This window comes from Flavobacterium davisii (assembly GCF_019565505.1).
Classification (GTDB): domain Bacteria; phylum Bacteroidota; class Bacteroidia; order Flavobacteriales; family Flavobacteriaceae; genus Flavobacterium; species Flavobacterium davisii.
In genome coordinates, this window is sequence record NZ_CP067378.1 from 1,734,258 (window position 1) to 1,753,586 (window position 19,329).

Annotated in this window: 19 protein-coding genes and 1 pseudogene; all 20 read right to left on the reverse strand. The window is 32.5% G+C overall.

Going from position 1 to position 19,329, the window contains the following annotated elements; translation table 11 throughout:
- Positions 1–99 precede the first annotated feature (99 nt).
- On the reverse strand, positions 100–561 hold the full coding sequence (locus JJC05_RS08425) for a GNAT family N-acetyltransferase (protein WP_088391049.1): 462 nt from the start codon (positions 559–561) through the stop codon (positions 100–102).
- 48 nt (positions 562–609) lie between these two features.
- A complete protein-coding gene (locus JJC05_RS08430; protein WP_105195130.1) occupies positions 610–2,658 on the reverse strand; it encodes a LysM peptidoglycan-binding domain-containing protein in 2,049 nt (682 codons plus the stop codon).
- 107 nt (positions 2,659–2,765) lie between these two features.
- Positions 2,766–3,953 carry a phosphoglycerate kinase gene (locus tag JJC05_RS08435; RefSeq protein ID WP_088391053.1) on the reverse strand — a complete coding sequence of 396 codons (1,188 nt, stop codon included), beginning with the start codon at positions 3,951–3,953 and terminating at the stop codon, positions 2,766–2,768.
- Between the two features lie 103 nt (positions 3,954–4,056).
- Positions 4,057–5,049: a PorP/SprF family type IX secretion system membrane protein gene (locus JJC05_RS08440; protein WP_105195129.1), complete on the reverse strand. Its 993-nt coding sequence runs from the start codon at positions 5,047–5,049 to the stop codon at positions 4,057–4,059.
- 15 nt (positions 5,050–5,064) lie between these two features.
- Entirely contained in the window at positions 5,065–6,429 is a 1,365-nt protein-coding gene (locus tag JJC05_RS08445) for a T9SS type B sorting domain-containing protein (RefSeq protein WP_235877203.1), read from the reverse strand.
- An 849-nt stretch (positions 6,430–7,278) separates the two neighbouring features.
- Positions 7,279–10,311: a hypothetical protein gene (locus JJC05_RS08450; RefSeq protein ID WP_235877204.1), complete on the reverse strand. Its 3,033-nt coding sequence runs from the start codon at positions 10,309–10,311 to the stop codon at positions 7,279–7,281.
- Positions 10,312–10,379: 68 nt separating this feature from the next.
- The gene (locus JJC05_RS08455) at positions 10,380–11,438 is read right to left on the reverse strand and encodes a hypothetical protein (protein ID WP_235877205.1); all 1,059 of its coding nucleotides are present in this window, start codon (positions 11,436–11,438) and stop codon (positions 10,380–10,382) included.
- A 22-nt stretch (positions 11,439–11,460) separates the two neighbouring features.
- Complete coding sequence (locus JJC05_RS08460) at positions 11,461–12,198, reverse strand: hypothetical protein (protein ID WP_235877206.1); 738 nt, start codon at positions 12,196–12,198, stop codon at positions 11,461–11,463.
- 47 nt (positions 12,199–12,245) lie between these two features.
- Positions 12,246–12,395 carry a hypothetical protein gene (locus tag JJC05_RS08465; protein WP_235877207.1) on the reverse strand — a complete coding sequence of 50 codons (150 nt, stop codon included), beginning with the start codon at positions 12,393–12,395 and terminating at the stop codon, positions 12,246–12,248.
- A gap of 83 nt (positions 12,396–12,478) precedes the next feature.
- Positions 12,479–14,119: a SprB repeat-containing protein gene (locus JJC05_RS08470; RefSeq protein WP_235877208.1), complete on the reverse strand. Its 1,641-nt coding sequence runs from the start codon at positions 14,117–14,119 to the stop codon at positions 12,479–12,481.
- Positions 14,120–14,239, reverse strand: a pseudogene (locus tag JJC05_RS18815) (hypothetical protein); the annotation flags it as partial.
- Positions 14,240–14,289: 50 nt separating this feature from the next.
- Positions 14,290–14,562: a SprB repeat-containing protein gene (locus JJC05_RS08480; protein ID WP_235877209.1), complete on the reverse strand. Its 273-nt coding sequence runs from the start codon at positions 14,560–14,562 to the stop codon at positions 14,290–14,292.
- A complete protein-coding gene (locus JJC05_RS08485) occupies positions 14,522–14,749 on the reverse strand; it encodes a SprB repeat-containing protein (protein WP_235877210.1) in 228 nt (75 codons plus the stop codon). Before JJC05_RS08485 ends, JJC05_RS08480 begins: the two co-directional genes overlap by 41 nt.
- 34 nt (positions 14,750–14,783) lie before the next feature.
- Complete coding sequence (locus tag JJC05_RS08490) at positions 14,784–15,224, reverse strand: hypothetical protein (RefSeq protein WP_235877211.1); 441 nt, start codon at positions 15,222–15,224, stop codon at positions 14,784–14,786.
- A 209-nt stretch (positions 15,225–15,433) separates the two neighbouring features.
- Positions 15,434–15,871, reverse strand: coding sequence for a hypothetical protein (locus tag JJC05_RS08495; protein ID WP_235877212.1), 438 nt, complete (start codon positions 15,869–15,871; stop codon positions 15,434–15,436).
- Positions 15,868–16,065 (reverse strand): hypothetical protein, encoded by a 198-nt coding sequence (locus JJC05_RS08500; protein WP_235877213.1) that lies wholly within the window; start codon positions 16,063–16,065, stop codon positions 15,868–15,870. Before JJC05_RS08500 ends, JJC05_RS08495 begins: the two co-directional genes overlap by 4 nt.
- A 286-nt stretch (positions 16,066–16,351) precedes the next feature.
- Entirely contained in the window at positions 16,352–16,648 is a 297-nt protein-coding gene (locus JJC05_RS08505; RefSeq protein WP_235877214.1) for a SprB repeat-containing protein, read from the reverse strand.
- 261 nt (positions 16,649–16,909) lie between these two features.
- Complete coding sequence (locus JJC05_RS08510; RefSeq protein WP_235877215.1) at positions 16,910–17,326, reverse strand: hypothetical protein; 417 nt, start codon at positions 17,324–17,326, stop codon at positions 16,910–16,912.
- Positions 17,327–17,502: 176 nt separating this feature from the next.
- The gene (locus JJC05_RS08515; protein ID WP_235877216.1) at positions 17,503–17,715 is read right to left on the reverse strand and encodes a hypothetical protein; all 213 of its coding nucleotides are present in this window, start codon (positions 17,713–17,715) and stop codon (positions 17,503–17,505) included.
- A 44-nt stretch (positions 17,716–17,759) separates the two neighbouring features.
- Positions 17,760–19,256: a hypothetical protein gene (locus JJC05_RS08520; protein WP_235877217.1), complete on the reverse strand. Its 1,497-nt coding sequence runs from the start codon at positions 19,254–19,256 to the stop codon at positions 17,760–17,762.
- Positions 19,257–19,329 lie beyond the last annotated feature (73 nt).

The window sequence follows — 19,329 nt, forward strand, 5'->3', positions numbered from 1 at the left end:
TTTCTACGTATTTTTATTTTCTTTGCTTTTTTATCTTCATCATGAATTCGAATGCTAAATTTAGGTTTAAAAGGTTCTTACTAATGAAATAAAGAGGCGTTATATTTGTTGTGTTTTCTTTCTTTTCATCTCAACATGAGGTATAGCGTCTTCTAAATATGTTTCTGAAGTTATTACAAAACCATGGCTTTGGTAAAATTTTACTAGGTATTCTTGTGCTGATATTGTAATGTCTTTCTGATAATAATTTGTTTCAAGAATATCAATAGCTACTTTCATAAGTTCGTGTCCTAACTTAAGACTCCGATGTTTAGGGGAAACTACTACCCTACCTATTGAGGAAGATTCTTGAAAATAATCACCTGGATTAAACAAACGACAATAACTAGCTAATTCATCATCTATATAGCCTAAAACATGAATTGCTTTTGAATCCTTTTTATCAACATCTAAATAAGGACAATTTTGTTCTACTACAAAGACTTCTGATCGTAAATACAATATTTCATATAGTTCATCTATAGAAAGTTCGTTAAAATGCTTTATTTTGAATTTTTGCATAATATATAGTTTATTAAAAATTAAGGACGCTTAAGCGTCCTTGAAATATTATATTTTTATTTTCATTCCCGGTTGTAGATCATTTTCTTTTATGTTGTTCTTTTTTCTTAATTCTGCAACTGTTGTATTATACTTTCTAGAGATTTTGAATAAAGAATCTCCTTTTTGAACTATATATAATTTTTGTTCATCAAATGGTAGTTTCTTTTTTGGTAATTCAACTTTAGCAACAATAGATTTTTCAATTTTTAGTTGTTCCCCTACTTTAACATCTTTTGATGTCTTATCATTCCATTGCATTAGTTCTTCAACGGTTACACCGTGTACTTTAGCAATTTTACTAAAATTATCTCCTTTTTTAACTGTGTATGAATCTGTTTGAACTATAATTTCTTTTTTAGGTTCTACTAATTTTATAATATCGCCTTCATTTACAACACCGCTTTCAACTTGATTCCATTTTTTTAAATCGGATACAAGTAAATGATGTTTTTTGGCTATGCTATAAAGTGTTTCTCCTTGTAAAACAAGGTGTTCATAAACAGGTGTATCAGTACTAACTGTTAATTCATTTTTATCTTTAGTCTCTTTAGTGGCTGCATCTACTATTTTATTTTTTGAAATATTTGAATTTGCTATTGTATTTAATGCAACTGGATTATGATTTTCTGGTTCTTGAACTGCATTTGCTGCAATGCTGTTGTTTTCATCGTATTTGATACGAATTTTAGAACCTTTTAAAAGGTGTATTCCTCTTAATCTATTCCATCTTTTTATATCAGCAATTGCTACATTATATTTTTCAGCTAATTTTTTTGCGTCTTCTCCTTTTCTTACTATGTGTAATTTTTGTAGTAAGGGCTTTTTAGGTTCTATTTTATTAGACGATGCGATGTTTTCTTCTACTTCTTTTTCAGCACCTAATATTTCTTTAATAACTCGAGGTTTGAACTGTCTTATGAAAGGTTTTTCTCTCTTACTTTCTTGGTAATCAATATAAGCATATACTTTGTCTTCATTGGATGCTAAAATGGCTAATTTCTTTTTGGGTAAACAAATAAAATTGCTTTTACCTGTAACATAAGGAATAACCTTCATTTTATAAGAAGGGTTTAAAAATTCAATATCAGACTCTGGCATGTCTAACAAATTAGCTAATTGTTTGAAACTTACTTTTCTTTTTAGAGCAATTGTATCAGTTTCAAAATGTTTTGCAACGGGTTTATAAGGTACTAATCCATGTTCTTTATGATATTCAAAAATATACATAGTTGCTAAGAATGCAGGTACATAACCTTGGGTTTCGCGAGGCAGTTTATGTTTAATATTCCAAAAATTTTGAAGTCCTCCTGAACGGCGTATAGCTTTACTTACATTTCCTGCACCTGAATTATAAGAAGCCAAAACTAGTTCCCAGTCACCAAATATTTTGTACATACTCTGCATATAACGCGCAGCTGCATCAGTAGCTTTAAAGGTGTCTTTACGTTCATCTACGTAGGAATCTATTTTTAATCCATATTGTTTCCCTGTTTCATACATAAATTGCCACAAACCTGTTGCGCCTACTCTAGATACAGCGCTAGATCTTAATGCTGATTCTACTATTGAGAGGTATTTTATTTCTAATGGGACATCGTAACGAGCCATTGCCTCTTCAAATAGAGGGAAATAAAATTGTGATAATCCCATTAAACGTTCATAAGAGCGTTTACGATTTTTTAGAAAATTTTTAACCAAGTTTTCTAATTGTGGATTATATTCAATATTAAAAGGTGATTTCTCGTCTAATAATCGTAATCTTTCTTTGAATAGATCTGTTGGTAAATCAAAATCGACTTTAACATTTAAATCAAGATTTTTTATATCTGAAACGATTCCATCAAAAATATCTTGTGTATTAGATAATTCTTTTATATGTTGATTTTCAATACGATCTAATATTTCATTAACTACAAAGGTGCCTTTAATAGAATCTAAATAGGAATGTTTGTTTGTAGGTTTTAAAATAGAATCTTGTGGAATCTTATCTTGTGCATAAGTTCCAAAAGCAGATACCAGTAAAAATAGATTGAGGGCAAGTTTTTTTCTAATCATCAGCTTTAATTTATTTAAATAGCTTATTTTCAGCTATTTATATTAGATTTACAAACATAAAACCTAATTTTGATTTACAATAATAAAAAATGTTAAAATTCACTTAATTAATTTAAAATAGCAGAAATTCCGGGTAATATTTTACCTTCTAACATTTCTAACATAGCACCACCACCTGTAGAAACATAACTCATTTTAGGTTCGAAACCAAACTGTTTAACAGCCGCAACACTATCGCCACCTCCAACTAATGAAAAAGCGTCATTTTGAGTTGATTCGGCTATATAATTTCCTAACTGAATTGTACCATTTGCGAAATGATCCATTTCAAAAACGCCTAAAGGACCATTCCATAAAATGGTTTTAGAATTTAGGATAACTTCTTTTATTGTTTCTAAGGATTTTGGTCCTACATCCATACCTAGCCATCCATCTGGTATAGAATTAACATTAACTAATTGTGTATCTGCTGTATTAGAAAAAGAATTGGCTGCTAACACGTCTATAGGTAAATGAATTTGAACACCTTTTGATTTTGCTTTTTCAAGAATTTCAAGAGCTAAATCTAACTTATCATCTTCACATAATGAATTACCAATCTGACCACCTAATGCTTTAATAAAGGTAAAAGTCATACCTCCACCAATAATCATGTGGTCAACTTTGTCTAAAATATTTTCAATAACTGTAATTTTTGAAGATACTTTACTTCCGCCTAATACTGCTGTTACAGGTTTTACACTGTTATTTAAAACTTTATTTAAACTTTCTATTTCTTTAGCTAAAAGAGTTCCAAAACATTTTTCATTAGGGAAAAACTGTGCTATTATAGTTGTAGAGGCATGTGCTCTGTGTGCTGTTCCAAAAGCATCATTTACATAAACATCTCCTAAGGATGCTAATTTTTTAGAAAATTCAATATTTCCTTCTTCTTCTTCTTTATAGAAACGTAAATTTTCTAATAATAGAATATCGCCTGCCTTGATATTTGCAGCAGCATTTTGAGCAATAGGTCCGATACAATCTGATGCAAAAATTACAGGTCTCCCCAAAATTTCAGCTATTTTAGATACTATATGTTTTAAAGAAAATTCTTCTTGTTTTCCTTTTGGTCTTCCTAAATGTGATAATAAGATAACTGCTCCTCCTTCATTTATTATTTTTTCAATAGTAGGCTTAGCTGCTTCAATTCGAGTTGCATCTGTAACATTAAAATTTTGATCTAGAGGGACATTAAAATCAACTCTAATAAGTGCTTTTTTATCTTTAAAATTAATATCAGAAATAGTTTTCATTGTGTTGCAATTTTTTATACAAAAATAAAACAAAAAGGCTAAAAAAATGCTAAATCATATAATCTAGCTATTTTTTTAGCCTAAAAATTTTTAAGTTAAACGCTTAGTCTTCTGACAAAGAGTTTTGAGTACAAGGACAATTACTAATTCCTTGAAAGAAATCCCATCCTAAAGTAATCATGTGTGTTCCTGAATTATATTTTACCAATTCATTGGTTGTAACTTGATAAGCATATCCGGCATAAAAACCTCCTTTTTTTAGACCAATCATAGGACCTACTGATAATGGCTTCATGGGTTGATCATTTAGGAAACGATAAGTTGCTCCCAACCAGAAATAACCTGTACGTTGATAATCTATATAACGATATTTAAGATTAATATCTGTTGAAGAACGTCCATCACTTTCAAAATATTGAAAATAAGCGGAAGGTTCTATTTCAGTTCTTGAATCTTTATTCCCTTTAAAAAGGTAACCTGTATAGAGTTGATAGTTGCGCAACTGATTAGGTTCTGGTGAAACAGGAAATTTTTTAAGATCTTTTGGTAATAAATTACTAAAATTCAAATTAATATAGAATTTACTTTTTCTATACAAGAAACCGACATCAAAATTACTATTATTAATAAAACGATCATTATTTACACTACCATCAGCGGTTTGAAAATTTTCAATTTCATGTCTAAAATTATTATAGTTATAAGACATACCAAAAGAAAAATATTGTTTGCTTGGATAATCCAAAATAATGTGGTGTGCAAATGAAAGTTTGGCTCCCATCTGACGACTGTTTCCATTTTTATCATTATAAACATGAAAACCAATACCTGATTGATCTAATATACGCATATCAAAATAGGCAGCTTGGTTATTGGGTGCATCTTTAATTCCTACCCATTGGAAGAAACCATTAACCCGAATCCTTGCATTATCACCTATCCCAGCATAGGTAGGTGATAAAACAAATGGATTATCTGCTAAGTATTGAGTAGCTGCAGGCAAATGTAACTCCTGAGCAATACTTGAGGATATTATAGAAAAAGCTAAAATTGTAAAAGCTTTTTTTGTTTGACTACATAGTGTACTAACCATCATAACTCAAAAGTTAAATTATCTATAAAGAGTGAAATGACCAACAAACTCTTTACCATCATTATTATCTACTTTTATAACATACCAGTAATCACCAGAAGGCAATTCTTTTCCATTATATTTTCCATTCCATCTTGCTCCTACTGGTAATGTAGCAATCAGACGACCGTAACGATCATAAACATGGCTTACTAATCTTGGATAAACTGTAGGGTCAACACAACCGGGTCCCCAATCATCATTTTCTCCATTTCCATCTGGTGTCATCACATCAGGAACACAAATAGGTATATAAGTTAAACGTTTAGCATCTACATCACTACATTCGCTATCATCTGTAACGATTACTCGTATTTGTTCATATTGTTGGTAATAAATAAAGGTATTATTAGATCCTGATTGCATTTGTTCTCCATCTGCAAAGAATGTATATTTATAATTACCTGAACCTCCTGTAGCAACTGCCATTGCTGTATTAAGACCTGAAATACTTAATGTAACATCTAATTCGTTTAAAGGAGTTACCATAAACGGTGTTGGAAGTACATTATTATTTGGACATCCATTTGGTCCTTCTACAAACACAGTATGGTAAGCTGGTGCTAAAAACTGTTTAGTATATTTTGGATCTGTAGACAAGAATATATTGCTAGTTTGTGCAGGTAAATTATCTAAACTAAATTTATAATTACCAACAAAAGCACCTTTTGGATCTAACTTATTTGTTACCACTATTTTAACCATTGGTTTATTAGTTACTGGATTACAAGGATAAGTAACATTAATTACAGGCTCAAAACTATCACCAGAACCTATTGTAATAAAATAAAGTGCTTTACAATTTGTAGCATTAGAATCTTTAATAGCAATAGAATACTTTTTACCATCTAATCCATTAAATACATGAGAATTTACACCATCTAAATTATTAATTGGTTCGTAAATTGAATCATCGACTTCAACTGGTGGGGTTGAATTATCAAAACTTGTTTTATATTCTTTTGTTACAAAATAAGGTCCTGTACCACCTTGAATATTCGTGATATGAATTTCTCCTCTATTTTCACTAGCACATATTTCATCAATACCTGTAACAGTTCCTTTCAGTTCTGCTGGTGCTGTAATACGTACAGATTGTACTGGTGGATGACATGAAGTAGCAACTGTAAACACATTTACTTCATAAGTATCTGGTTTCAGATTACTAATTGTAAAAGTACCCGCAGCTAAATCATTATCACTAACTGTATAAACTTGTTGATGTGTATAAGCACCATCTGCTGAACTAATAGAATATTGTAATTTACGATTATCAATACCTGTTAAGGTTACCACAATTTTTCCATCTCTGTTGTATGAACAAGTTGTTTGAACTGCTTTCAAATCAAATTTTAATTCAGCTGGTGACTTAATTGAAACAGGAGTACTTATAGAAGTACAATTACCGCTTCTAACTTGTATAGTATGATTTCCTACTGGAACATTCGTAAATATACCCGTTGTATTAGAAATATTTGAAGGTAATAATACGTATGTATAATTTCCTTGACCACCGCTTGCATGTGCAACAACTCTAGCTGTATCATACGAACAACTTACCGGATAGGTGCAATAGGATCGATAGTAAATGGTGATAAACTATTAATTGTATATCCATTGGTTTCAACTCCTGCACAACTATTTGTGTCACGAACATAATATTTATAAGTTATACCAGCAGCTAGATTATTTAATCTTAATGGAGAAACAAATGGAGTCCATGGTCCTGATTGAGAATTACTGTATTCAAATACACCTGTACCTCCACTAGCAGTAAGTATTAAACTAGCTTGGCTTGTATCACAAATTTGTGAATTAGCAACTAATGATAAAGACGTTTTAATTTCTTTAGCAGGTAATACATCGAAGAATAACTGCTTAGAAGGACAATTAGAAGCGTCATTTACAATAATATAATAACGTCCGGGTCCTAAATTAGTAAATGTATTAGATGCTTGAGGTCCAGAAGCAACTCCTACAGGATTTACATAATGTAAGGTATAATTATATCCGTTAGGAACATTATAACCACCTGTTACGCCAACTACTTGTACTACTCCATCATTTACACCAAAACAACGTAACTGTACTGGTGCAATAGTAGACGCATCAATAATAGCTGGTTTTGATAGATTAACTATCTCACTTACAGAACAACCATTAGCATCCTTAACCGTTATGGTATAAGCAGAATTACCTGATAATCCTGTAAAGATACCGGAGATAATTGTTGTCCTTCAACTGGCGATATAGTATAAGTATAATTACCCCAACCATTTGCTGCAACTGCGTTAATAGAACCATCATTACCGGTGTACAAGTCAATAATCCTTTAGTAGTAGTAATAGTAAGCGCGTTAATTGGTTCATTAATTATAAAGTTAGAAGAAAAAGTACAATTAGGCTTTTTAACTAAGGTTACATTTAGAGTATAAGTACCAGCAGAAAGTCCATTAATAGGTAGTGGACCTGCATTAATACTATTTCCTACCAAATTGAATCCTGTATTATTATTTGTGATACTATAATTGAACTCTCCTGCTTGGTTTCCATTGCTTAATATTGTATCAACTACAGAAACTTCTGCACTACCTGTAAAGCTACCCTTACAAGTTACATCTTTAATATTTGTTATTTGTATATTAAATGTATTCGGATCTGCTATATAATGTATTCGTTGAACACTACAATTTGTCACAGGATTTGTAACTGTAACCATATAATTACCAATTCCCAAGTTAGTAAAAATACCTGTAGTATTAGTAAGAGATATACCTGTTAGAATATTCGTTACATTGTAGTTATAAACAGGAACTGGTGCTCCGTTAGTCGTAACAGTTACCGTAATATCCTCACCTTTTGTACAAGTAATATCATTATTTACGAAAATATTAGGTCCTGAAATACTAACAAAAGGAATCACATCAGTTGTAACAGTCCCTTTACATCCTTTATCATCATATACGTTTATGGTATATTTTCCACCTGCTATATCCGTTGTTGAATAAGTCTTTTCTGGACCAAAATAAACTTGTTTTCCGTTTAAAATAAACTCATAGTTTACATAATTACCAGAACCACCTGTTACGCCATTAACAGTAATTGAAGCTGCATTAACAGAATTCGTATTTAGTGTACATGCAAACTGATTAACAACTGGAGGTGGTACTGTCATCACATTAGGCTGAGAAATTGTGACTGATTTTGTTTCTTTACAATTTCTACCTGAAGTAATTTCAACAGTATAATTACCCGCTGGTAATCCTGTAAATACATTATTAGTTTGTGCTGGTCTCAATTGTTGAGAAGGGAAAACTAAAGCATAAGTATAAATAGGGTTTCCATTGGAAGGAGCTGGTTTCAAATTTACTGTAATCGTTCCGTTACTATCTCCATTACAAACAGTAGAAGTTGGTACAATAGAATCTACCAATATATCTTCTGGTTTTTCTAATTTAACTGTAATATTTTTAGTACAAGCAGTAGTTAAATCTCTAACAGTAAAAACAGAATCTCCAAATGGTAAACCTGTAAATATACCTGTGCTATTCACTGTAGCTCCATACGTATATTCATAATTACCTGATCCACCAACAGCAATAAGTGTTACTTTACCATCATTAGTATTACAAGTAGGTTGTGCAACAATAGTAGGATTAATATTTAATGGAGGATACACTGTAATTGATTTACTATCAGTACATCCATTAGCATCTTTTATAGTAATCGTGTTATTTCCTATAATTAATCCATTAAAGGTATAAGGTGCAATTACATTTACAAATGAGCTAGTTCCATTAGCATTTGTAATACTATAAGTATAAGGAGCTATTCCATCTACAACACTAGTTGCTGTTATTACATAATCAGTACCATCAGAAGTACATTGATTAGCAGCAAAAACTGGAAGTGTTAGTACAGGATTCGTATCAGTAGGCAGAATAACTGGCACCTGTGCGATACAATTATTGGCATCTTTTACATAAGCTATATAATTACCTCCATCACGATTAAATACGGTAGAAGTTGTCCATCCTACAGAAGCAGCTGTAGGGGCAGGATCAGTAGCTAACGCAACAATATATGAATAGGTAGGAGTACCATTATTACCTAAAACTTTAATAATACCTGCTAGTGGATTACAATTATCATTTTTATCTACAGTAGCTGTTATTGCTAACTGTGTAGGAGTACCTACAGTAGCAGAAGCTGTTGTAATATCACACTTAGGAAAGTTATTTTCCTTAATTTTAACTGTATAAGTACCTGCTGGTAGACCTGATATAGTAAAAGGATTAGTTACTGTATTATCAACTATAATACCATTATGTCCAGCAACTACTGTATTCGTATTATCGTATAAAGTATAAGTATAAGGTCCTGAATAACCTTGAACACTTAATAATAAACTTCCACCAGTAGTGTCACCAAAACATTTTACACTTGCATCAGGTGCTAAAGTAGCGGTTAATGTTTTAAATACATTTATTTGATGTCCTATTTGAATAAAACATCCAGTAGTTGCATCTGTTACTTGGAAAGTATAAGAACCTGCTGCACTAATTGTAAATTGATTAGCATTTGGTCCAGCAACCACATTGGTTGTTCCAAAAGGAATTACTTGGTAAGTATAATTACCCGATCCTCCTGTAGCATTAATACTAATAATTTCATTTTGAGTACAATCAATAGCTTGATTTTTAACTATGGTTGCTCCTAATGGTGTTATAGCATTAATATCAACTTTTGTAGTTCCGATACATCTGTTAGAATCAAACACTCTTACTGTGTAAGAACCACCAGCTGTATTTAGTGTATTAAATACAGTACTAGCGCCTGATTGTAAGACAACACCACCCAGTTCAAATTCATAGGTTGTATATTTTCCTGTACCTCCTGTAACATTTGTAACATTTATTTGTGCGGGATTATAAGCATTCGTAACATTACATGTAAACTGAGTAGCTACGGCCGTTATATTAATAGGTGTTGGCTCATCTACTCTTACGTTTTGAGTAGCCGAACAACCTCTTGCAGAAGTTACTGTGATAACATAATTACCTAAAGGTAAACCTGTAAAAAGGTTCGTATCCTGTAGTCCTACACCGTTTGGATCAGGAGCTATACTATATTTGTATGGTTTATCTGTATTCGTAGCATCTAGATTTACAGTAATACTACCATCATTACTACCAATACACTTAGTATTAGTAACTGTTGCTGCCACAAAAAGAACATCTTTAGCAGGTGCTAAATTTACAGGAACGGTTACTTTACAATTCGTTGTAAGATCTGTTACTTCAAAAGTATAGTTACCGGAGCTAAAGAATTAAAGATACCATTTAAATTAGTTGCTCCAACAGGAACTGTTTGACTGTAACTGTAGTTACCACTTCCATCATTTGCCTTAATAGTAATCGTACCTGTAGCTGTATTACAAGTAGGAACTAAAGTAAAATCACCAATTGCTTTTAAAGGTTTCAAAATTGTAACTGTTACCTTGTTACCACAATCATTTTTATCTTTTACCTCCACAGTATGCACTCCTGAAGAAAGATTAGAAATAGTAAATGGCGCTGTTTGTGCTTGAAAAGCACCACCGTCTACACTGTACACATGAGGTGCAATACCAGAAGTCGTAAGTGCTACATCAATAGCAAAATTACCCTCAGCAGCACATAAATTATTAACCGTTGCAGAAATAACTGGTTCTGAGTCTACAGTAACGGTTATAAAATTAAATTTAATACAACCATTAGCATCTTTTACATATACTATATATTTTCCTCCTTCTAAATTAAACACATTAGGTTTATGGGTTAATGGATCAAAAGAACCAATAAATGCAGCATTTGTCGTTACAGGATCAGCACCATCTATTACCCCAGTTGCACCAGAATCAACAAATACTTGATATAAGTAAGGACCTGTACCACCTGCTGCTGCTGCTGTAATAATACCTGCATTTGGTTTACAATTATCATTTGTACTTGTCAAATTAAGGGTTAAATCTGTTGCAGACTCTTTTATTTCATAAGGACCGAATGTCTTTCCACATCCTGCATTTGCTCCATTGATTTCACGTATTAAGATATTATACGAACCCGGTGCCAAAGGATTAATTGAATATGGATAAACAAAAGGCGAATTAACTATTACAGGAGCTCCGATGTTTACATTGGTAGCCGCATTAACTAATTGATATGAAAACTGAGTAACACCTGCACTTAAATTACTTAAAGTAAATTTAATAGATCCATCAGCAGCACCTCTACACGTTACATTATTAATAATCGTAGATAAAGTAGGATTAATAGACGAAGGTGTCCTGGGGCTGTTTGGAAGTGATAACATCCTGTTGTTGTATCATATACTACTATACTATAAATAGCACCGGAATTAAACCATTAAAAATATGAGAAGCTGCTCCATTATTAGAATTAACAAGAGTAGTTGACCATGGAGCAGCTGGTAAATCAACAATACCAAACTGATAAGTACCGGGACCTATAACTCCTCCTGAAATATCTACTTTTAAGCTTGCACCTGTTGCACAAGTAGCTACACCTGTAAAAGCAAATGTTAAACCTGAAGGTGGACTAGATACAATTTGATTTGGAACTACTTTTGAACAACCATTAGCATCAACTGCCTTTACAGTATAAACACCATAATCAATATTAGGGAAACAAACTGTAGCTGCTAATGGTAAGGAATTAACAACAATCGGAGCCCCTACTTGTACACCTAATGCATTCGTTAATGTAAAGGTAATTGGTAATGTTCCTCCTGTTAAATCTGTATTTATACAAATAGATCCTTTTATATAATCTTTCGTTCCAATATTACAAGTAAGAGGATTTATTTTAACTGTATAATTTAGTAAGGCTGGTTCTGTAATACTGAAAGTTTTAGTATCAGTACAAGATTTTGCATCTGTAACAGTAACAGAATAATTACCAGCAGGTAAACCAGCTGTTTGTGTACCATAATTAGTACCTGTTGTCGTATTTAGAACTGATATAGTATAATTAGGTGTACCGTCTATAACACTCCAAGTAAATGCACCTGTAGCATCACCATGACATTTTACAGTTGGACTAGTAACAGTCAATGATAAATTAGGTAATGAACGTGGTTTTATATCTAATGTATTAGTCTCTATTTGGCAGCCTTTAGCATCTGTAATACGGAATTTATAAGTACCGGGTTTGCTAATAAAACGGGATATGTAAAGGTAGAACCTGTAATAGTACCGACTCCTGTAAAAGCAGCACCATTATAACTTACTTCATACGTACCATACGGCAAATAACCATTTGAAATTGTACCACTAATAACAGCATTTGGTGTAACTGTACAATCGTAGCCTTTGTTTAAAACAATGGTTGCGTTTAATTGGTTATTAATAGTTTGTTGAAATACTGCCGGATTTGTACATCCATAAGCATCTCGTACGGAAATTGTATAAGTACCGGAATTAGCCCATTAAAAGTATGGCTATCAGTAGGTGTATTACTTGGTACAAAAGCCCCTCCATTCAAACTGAAACTATAAGGTGCAACACCTCCTGAAGCAGATACAACTAAAGATGCTTTATTTGTATCGTCATAACAAAAATCAGAAGCTCCTAAAGCAAGCGTAGGATTATTTGGGTTCGTTAAATTAATTGTTTTAATAACTTGACATCCTCCTGCATCCTTAATAGTAACAGTATAGTTGTTGGCTGGCAAATTACTAAATACATTACCTGTTAAAGTACCTGCAACTGGACTAATTGTATAGGTATAACCTCCCCATCCACCAGTAGCATTAACAATAATGCTTCCTTGTTTTGTACAAGTAATAGGATCTTTATCTAATGTTGCATCTAAAGCAACTGTAGGTGTTTTTATCTCAAATAAAGAAGTTATCTTACATTTTGTTGTAGTATTAGTTACTTCAACTGTATAATTTCCTGCTAATAGATTATTTAATACAAAAGGTGATGCAGTCTTCGCACCTACGGAAGGAGTAGGACCTGTTACTACGTATGAATAGCCTGTTCCAAAATTTGATACTGATATTTCAGCAGATCCTTCAGTTCCATTTAAACATTTAATATCTGATAGAACTCTATTAGATATTGACATATCTGGTAATGGATTAATAGTATATTTTTCAGTATATGTACAATCTTTTGCATCAGTAACTACAAAGGTATAGGTACCTGCAGATAGATTAGTAAAAGCACCTGTAGTATTTGTTACGGCCGAAGCTACTGGATCTGTTATGGCATACTCTTTTAGAGGCAAGCTACCTCCTGTAACGGTCACTTGTACGTTAATTGTTTTAGCAGGACAAGTCATAGAAGAAGTAGGAGTAACCGTTAAATCCGTTGGAGGAGTTAATGGAACAACTACGAATGGAGGATTGATTGTAAAAGTACAACCGTTTTTATCTCGTACTACTATAGTATAAGTCCCTGCTTTTAAATTATTAAAAATATTAGATGACTGCCATGTATTACCATTATTATTACTATACTCAACTCCACCTGCACCATTTTCACTTGGTAATACTGTAACCGTAATACTAGCATCATTCTTACAAGTATAATTTGGATTTAATACAGCTGTAGCTTTTAAAATATTAGGTTGAGTAATTGTAATAGTACCTGTAATAGTACATAGTTTAAGATCTCTAATAGTATAATTATACGTTCCTTGTGTCAAACCAGCATAGGTCGTTTGATTAGAAAAACCAGCGTTATTAAAATTAATTTGATAACCACCTGCTCCGCCAGTAGGAGCAAAGGTTACACTTCCATTCGCTCCGCCATTACAAGTTACAGCTACAGTAGAATGATTAGCTACTATAGGTTCTAATTTTTTAACTGTTACAGTGTTGGTAACTACTTGACAATCTTTACTGTCTTTCACTAAAAACTGATATGTTGTATTAGCTGAAACTGGAGGTATTGAATATTTAAATGGCAAACTAGCTATAGGAGTAGGTATGGCTGGCGTGTAATTTACACCTCCATCGGTACTCACTTGATAAGAATAACCGGGATAACCATTTGAAATAGTAAGTGTAATTTCTGCATTTGGATTTAATGGATTACAATCAGCATCTTTTGTTAAAGCAGCTGTTGCTACTAATTGCGCATTAATCTGTTGTACTGATGTAACTGCTGTACAGCCGAAAGTATCTCTTACTGTTACTACATAACTTCCGGTGTTAAGTTTGAAAAAGTAGCGTTATTTTGGAAAGGAATTAAAATAGTTCCTGCATTATTTTCTAATTGATATTGATAACCGGGCGTACCACCTGACGCACTTACTGCTATACTAGCAGCATTAGTTCCATCATAACAAAAATCAGATGTTGCTAGTACTTGTATAGTTGGTTTAGGTGCAACCCCAATAGTAATTGTTTCTGTTTTTATACATCCATTAGCATCTTTTACAGCAACTACATAAGTACCGGAGTGCAACGTTATTGAATTTATTATTTGGTTGATAACTTATAATAGGAACACCTGTAGTAGTTTCTAATTGATACTGATAAGCAGGAGTACCTCCAGTAGCAGTAACTGATACAATAGCTCCAGTAGTACAAGTAGCAGGGGTTATGTTGGTCAGCACTTGTAATTGAGCTGGTACAATTATGGCTTGTGGCAAGTTAAAACTACAACCTGCATTAGCAGCAGTTAAGTCATATTTTACTAATACAAATCCTCGGATATCCTACCGAAGGAACAGGCACTGTAGCAGGAGATGTATTATAAGATGTCCAAGTAGCTCCATTATTCATCGAAACTTGATAACCAGAAACCGTATTGAAATTTTGTGCTGCTATTGTAACTGTAGCATCATTTAATCCTGCGCAACTTACATCTTTATGTCCTGTAATTTGAGCGGTAAAAGCTTGTCCACATGGAATGTTTACAGGAATAGTTTTAGTTGCTATACAAGCTATAGGTAATTGATAAGCTTCTATATCATCTACAGCAAAATCAATACCATTTTCTTGTGCAACTTCTAATCTTAAAACAAAATCAAGTGTTGTATTATTTCCTGGGTTTATAGTTTTGTTATATACTTCCCATTTTTCCGTTTTAGGAATAGGACCTGTAGAACTAGAAGATAAAGCCACACCTGCACTATTTTGTAACTCAACGGTTAAAGAAGCATCAGGTTGTGTATTTCCAATTCTAAGTAAATTTCTAGCATAAAAACGAACTTGAATTGGTTGATTCGGAATAATATCTTTTATTGTTTTTCTATATAAAACAGCATTATTAGGTATAGCATTTCCTGCATCTACTGCTAAATATCTACCGTGTCTTGTGCCTGTAGTATGATCTAAAGGAATAGACCAACCAGAATAAGGATTATTAAGTAAAAACTGTGTAACTGTATATTCACCGTTGCCAAAAAGTTTATTACCATGACATTTTGTTGCTTCAACTTGACGCTCCCAACAGAATGCAGGATTAATACCAGTGAAGATACATCTGGACCCGATCCGAAATCTTCTTTTAATAAATTACTAAAAGTAGGAGGATTCGTTAAATTATAATTTACTGTTATAGTTGAATTTCCACATTGAACATTCTTAAAAATATTAGAATTAGGATCATGAGGCGGATTTAAAGCAGGTGAAATAGAATACGTATACGTATACGCAGTAGAACCATTATTTACTGTAACGGTACTAGTAGCAGAACCATTACAATTAAATGCAGGTGCTGAAACACTAATTGTAGGATCTGGTGGAATAGGATCTAAAGTAACGGTCATTGAAAATATACAATCAACGGCATCTTTAACCTGAACAGTATAAGTACCGGAGGTACTGATGCCTGATTTACGTTAGTCCAACCTTTACCAAAATTATATTGATAAGGAAAAGGTCCCGTAAAAGGCTTTCCTCCTTCTACATTAGTAATGCGTATAATACCTGTTCCGCCTGTAGTATTACATGCTAACGCCATTACACCACCAGAAGCGGTTAATGGTGTTGCTGGTTGAGAAATTGTAATATTGGGTTCTGTTTTTGTACAAACAGCGGTACCTATTGTGTACTGAATTACTGGAGTATAAACGCCGGGGCTAAATTTGTAAATAATGGGTTATTAGTAAAAGGCGCACCACCAGTAATACTGTATCCCAATGTATTTCCATTTGCATTCGTAACATTGAATGTAATGGTACCTGAATTATCGTTATAACATTTTACATCGGTATAACTTACTGTATATTCAGGAGCTGGTATTTTTACTACGTTAATTTGTGTTGTTTGAGTACAGTTATTAGAATCGTATACTGTAATAGTATTAATACCGGACTTGTAACTGGAATAACATTAGTTGTTAAGAATGGAGCTGGTGGGGCACTATTCAAATAGAAAAAGTATGGAGGAGTTCCTCCTGTTGCTGATATTGTAATTTCACCGTCTGCACAAGTCGTTAAAGCTTTTGTTAGAGAAGCATTTAATACTAATTTAGCAGGATTAGCTAAAACAAATGTTCCATCTTTTGTACAACTTGGAGTCGTAACTATCCAATAATAAGGCAAACCGGCGTTAGTTTATCAAAAACATTGTACGCTTCTGTAGTCGTAACAGAATTACCTACAATTAACCCAGAAGCATTTGTTCCTTGATATAAAGTATAAGTATAAGGACCATCTACTCCTGAAACACCTAAATTAACAGATCCTAAATCGCCATTACATTTAGGCTGTGTAACCGTTGCTAAAACGGTTATGTTATTAGCTACTACTCCAATATTTTTAATAGGAATTTGACATGAGCCAGTACTGAATTATCTTTTACATTTATCGTATAATTACCGGGACTAATACTTGAAATACAGGATTAACAGTCCATACTCCCAATGTTCCATTTGGTTGTACTAATTGAAACTGAAATCTACCAGTACTATTAATAGGTTTTATAACTGTTATAGAACCGAGGGCACCACATACAATAGGTAATACTTTAACTTCTGTTTCTGTTAAATTTTTATATACATTAAAGTAAAAAGTTCTTGTACATCCTCCTAAAAAAGTATAAATGAGTCTATATTTCCCTTCATTTAAAACCGTATATTCATTTGATTCAACTATTTTATTCCAACATGAATCCGCTGTAACAGGACAATTAGTTATAGGATTATAAGGACCACAGCCTGTTTTTGTTTCATCATACAATTGCCATTCTACTTTTATGGTTCCCGTAATATTCGGTTGCAATAACTTATTATCATCCTTACCACATAGATAAATACTAGGAATTCTTTCTCCTGAATCAGTACAATTAACAGGCGTGATACTTTGATCATACTTAATTAAAGGATTTTGAAGATCCGATCCATACAGTTTAACATTAAATGTTTGAACAATAGATCTACAAATAGCATCCTTACCTGTTACCGTATAAATACCGGTAAATTTACGGTTACTTCTTGACTTGTCTTATTAGGTGTAAAAGTTGCTCCAGCAGGACCCGTCCAAAGATAATCATCATAATCATTTCCAGCCTTCAGAGTAGTTGTAGTTCCACAATAATAAACTTCTGTATTGAAGTTACACTTTTTATCTAAACCAACAATAAAGTTTGTCGAATTTGTAGAACCTACCAAACAATTAGTATCTATTTGTGAATAACTCGGATCATTGTGATTTTCTACATTATTAATAACCCCCTATATTCAACAAAAGCTTGATTTTTAATTTCATTTGAACAAGCTGTTGTAAACTGATCACAAGAACAAGCTACTTTTACTTTAATTATAATAGAATATTCTGGTGCATCTTTTTTTAGATAGGCTTTAGGTATATAAATAAACAACTCTCTAGGATTGGCAGGGTTTACTTCGTATTTCATTGAAGTATTAAGTGCTGTATTGGTAGATATTACACTTTGTAAAAGTACATTTTGAGGTAAAATATCTTTTAGTAATACATAGTTACTACCATATTTATGAGATGCTAAACCTTGTGCATCATCATTCCCTATATTATCAAAGAATATATTATAATTAATTTCATCACATATATCTACTGTCTGATTTGAAATATCTACACCCGCATTATTTGTCACATTTTTTCTTAATATAATTCTAGGTCCAATAACATCTACAGCAAAAGCTGTAAAAAAAACAAAGTATTGATCACCACTTGTCCCTAGGTTAATAGAAGCTGATGTATCATTGTTTTTAATTACAGAATTACTGGGATTATCTACTTTAAAAATACCAGCATCATACCCTAAAGTATTCCTACTATTAGGCTCTCTATCTGGTAAAAGTCCTGAAGGATTAGTGAAAGTACTATTAAAGAAATTCTGTTTCCTATCATTAACAAAATCATTAATTTTTCTAAAAGGAGGTTGCATTAACACATTATTAATTTTAAAAAAATCACCTGATATCTGCTGATCTCCTTCTAATGCTCCAAATGCCACCCAAGCCCCTACGTTTCCAGTAGGTATGGTCTTAAATCCACTAACATTTACATCTAATTCATTAGTATTATTCAATTTAGTAAAACCATTGAAAGAAGTAATATTTTTAGCTGGTAAATTAGGGTTTTCATATATAACGTACAAATGCCATCCTGCTGAATAACCTCCTTGAACCTTACCTTGTGAACAAACAATATTAGCCACAGTATAATCACCCTGAACATCTCCTCCTTTATTCAACAAATTAGTAACATCAGCATAAGCTGCATACGGCTTATTTGTCTCGAGATCTTCATTATAGATAAGAGTCCCTGCTATATCTTCATAAATAGCAGATCCCGGAAGTTTCAATTTAACTTTTGTAATATCTAAAGTTGTTTTATTATAAATTCCAGCCCAATATAATGCTGCATATTTTATCTTATAACAGGCTTGATAAGCTGTAGGTATTGTTAATTTAGCCCTACTGGAATTGTAAATAGTTCGATTAGCAGTATCCACATTAACATATACCATACTAATCCTATCATTAGGTTCCGTATCATCATATGGTAAATAAGCGTCTTGTGATAAATTATTATTTCCTATTAATAAAATATCGGCATTAAGACCATTTGTCTGATTAACTACAGAAAAAGGTTTGAATTCTTGTGCAAAGGATTGATGAAATCCCAAGCTCCAAAACAATAAAATACATAAGTAATAACTCGATCTCATAGGGCGTTCGTTTATTATTTAAAACTCATAAAGTTATATAATTTTATCTTTTCATGAAATTGTTTTTAGTAAC

What these genes read in the sequence shown, in the direction of transcription:
- JJC05_RS08435 (WP_088391053.1), bottom strand. Translation starts at nt 3,953, where the DNA reads ATGAAAACTATTTCTGATATTAATTTTAAAGATAAAAAAGCACTTATT.
- JJC05_RS08440 (WP_105195129.1), bottom strand. Translation starts at nt 5,049, where the DNA reads ATGATGGTTAGTACACTATGTAGTCAAACAAAAAAAGCTTTTACAATT.
- JJC05_RS08455 (WP_235877205.1), bottom strand. Translation starts at nt 11,438, where the DNA reads ATGTTATCACTTCCAAACAGCCCCAGGACACCTTCGTCTATTAATCCT.
- JJC05_RS08495 (WP_235877212.1), bottom strand. Translation starts at nt 15,871, where the DNA reads ATGACCGTTACTTTAGATCCTATTCCACCAGATCCTACAATTAGTGTT.
- JJC05_RS08425 (WP_088391049.1), bottom strand. Translation starts at nt 561, where the DNA reads ATGCAAAAATTCAAAATAAAGCATTTTAACGAACTTTCTATAGATGAA.
- JJC05_RS08430 (WP_105195130.1), bottom strand. Translation starts at nt 2,658, where the DNA reads ATGATTAGAAAAAAACTTGCCCTCAATCTATTTTTACTGGTATCTGCT.
- JJC05_RS08500 (WP_235877213.1), bottom strand. Translation starts at nt 16,065, where the DNA reads ATGGCGTTAGCATGTAATACTACAGGCGGAACAGGTATTATACGCATT.
- JJC05_RS08520 (WP_235877217.1), bottom strand. Translation starts at nt 19,256, where the DNA reads ATGAGATCGAGTTATTACTTATGTATTTTATTGTTTTGGAGCTTGGGA.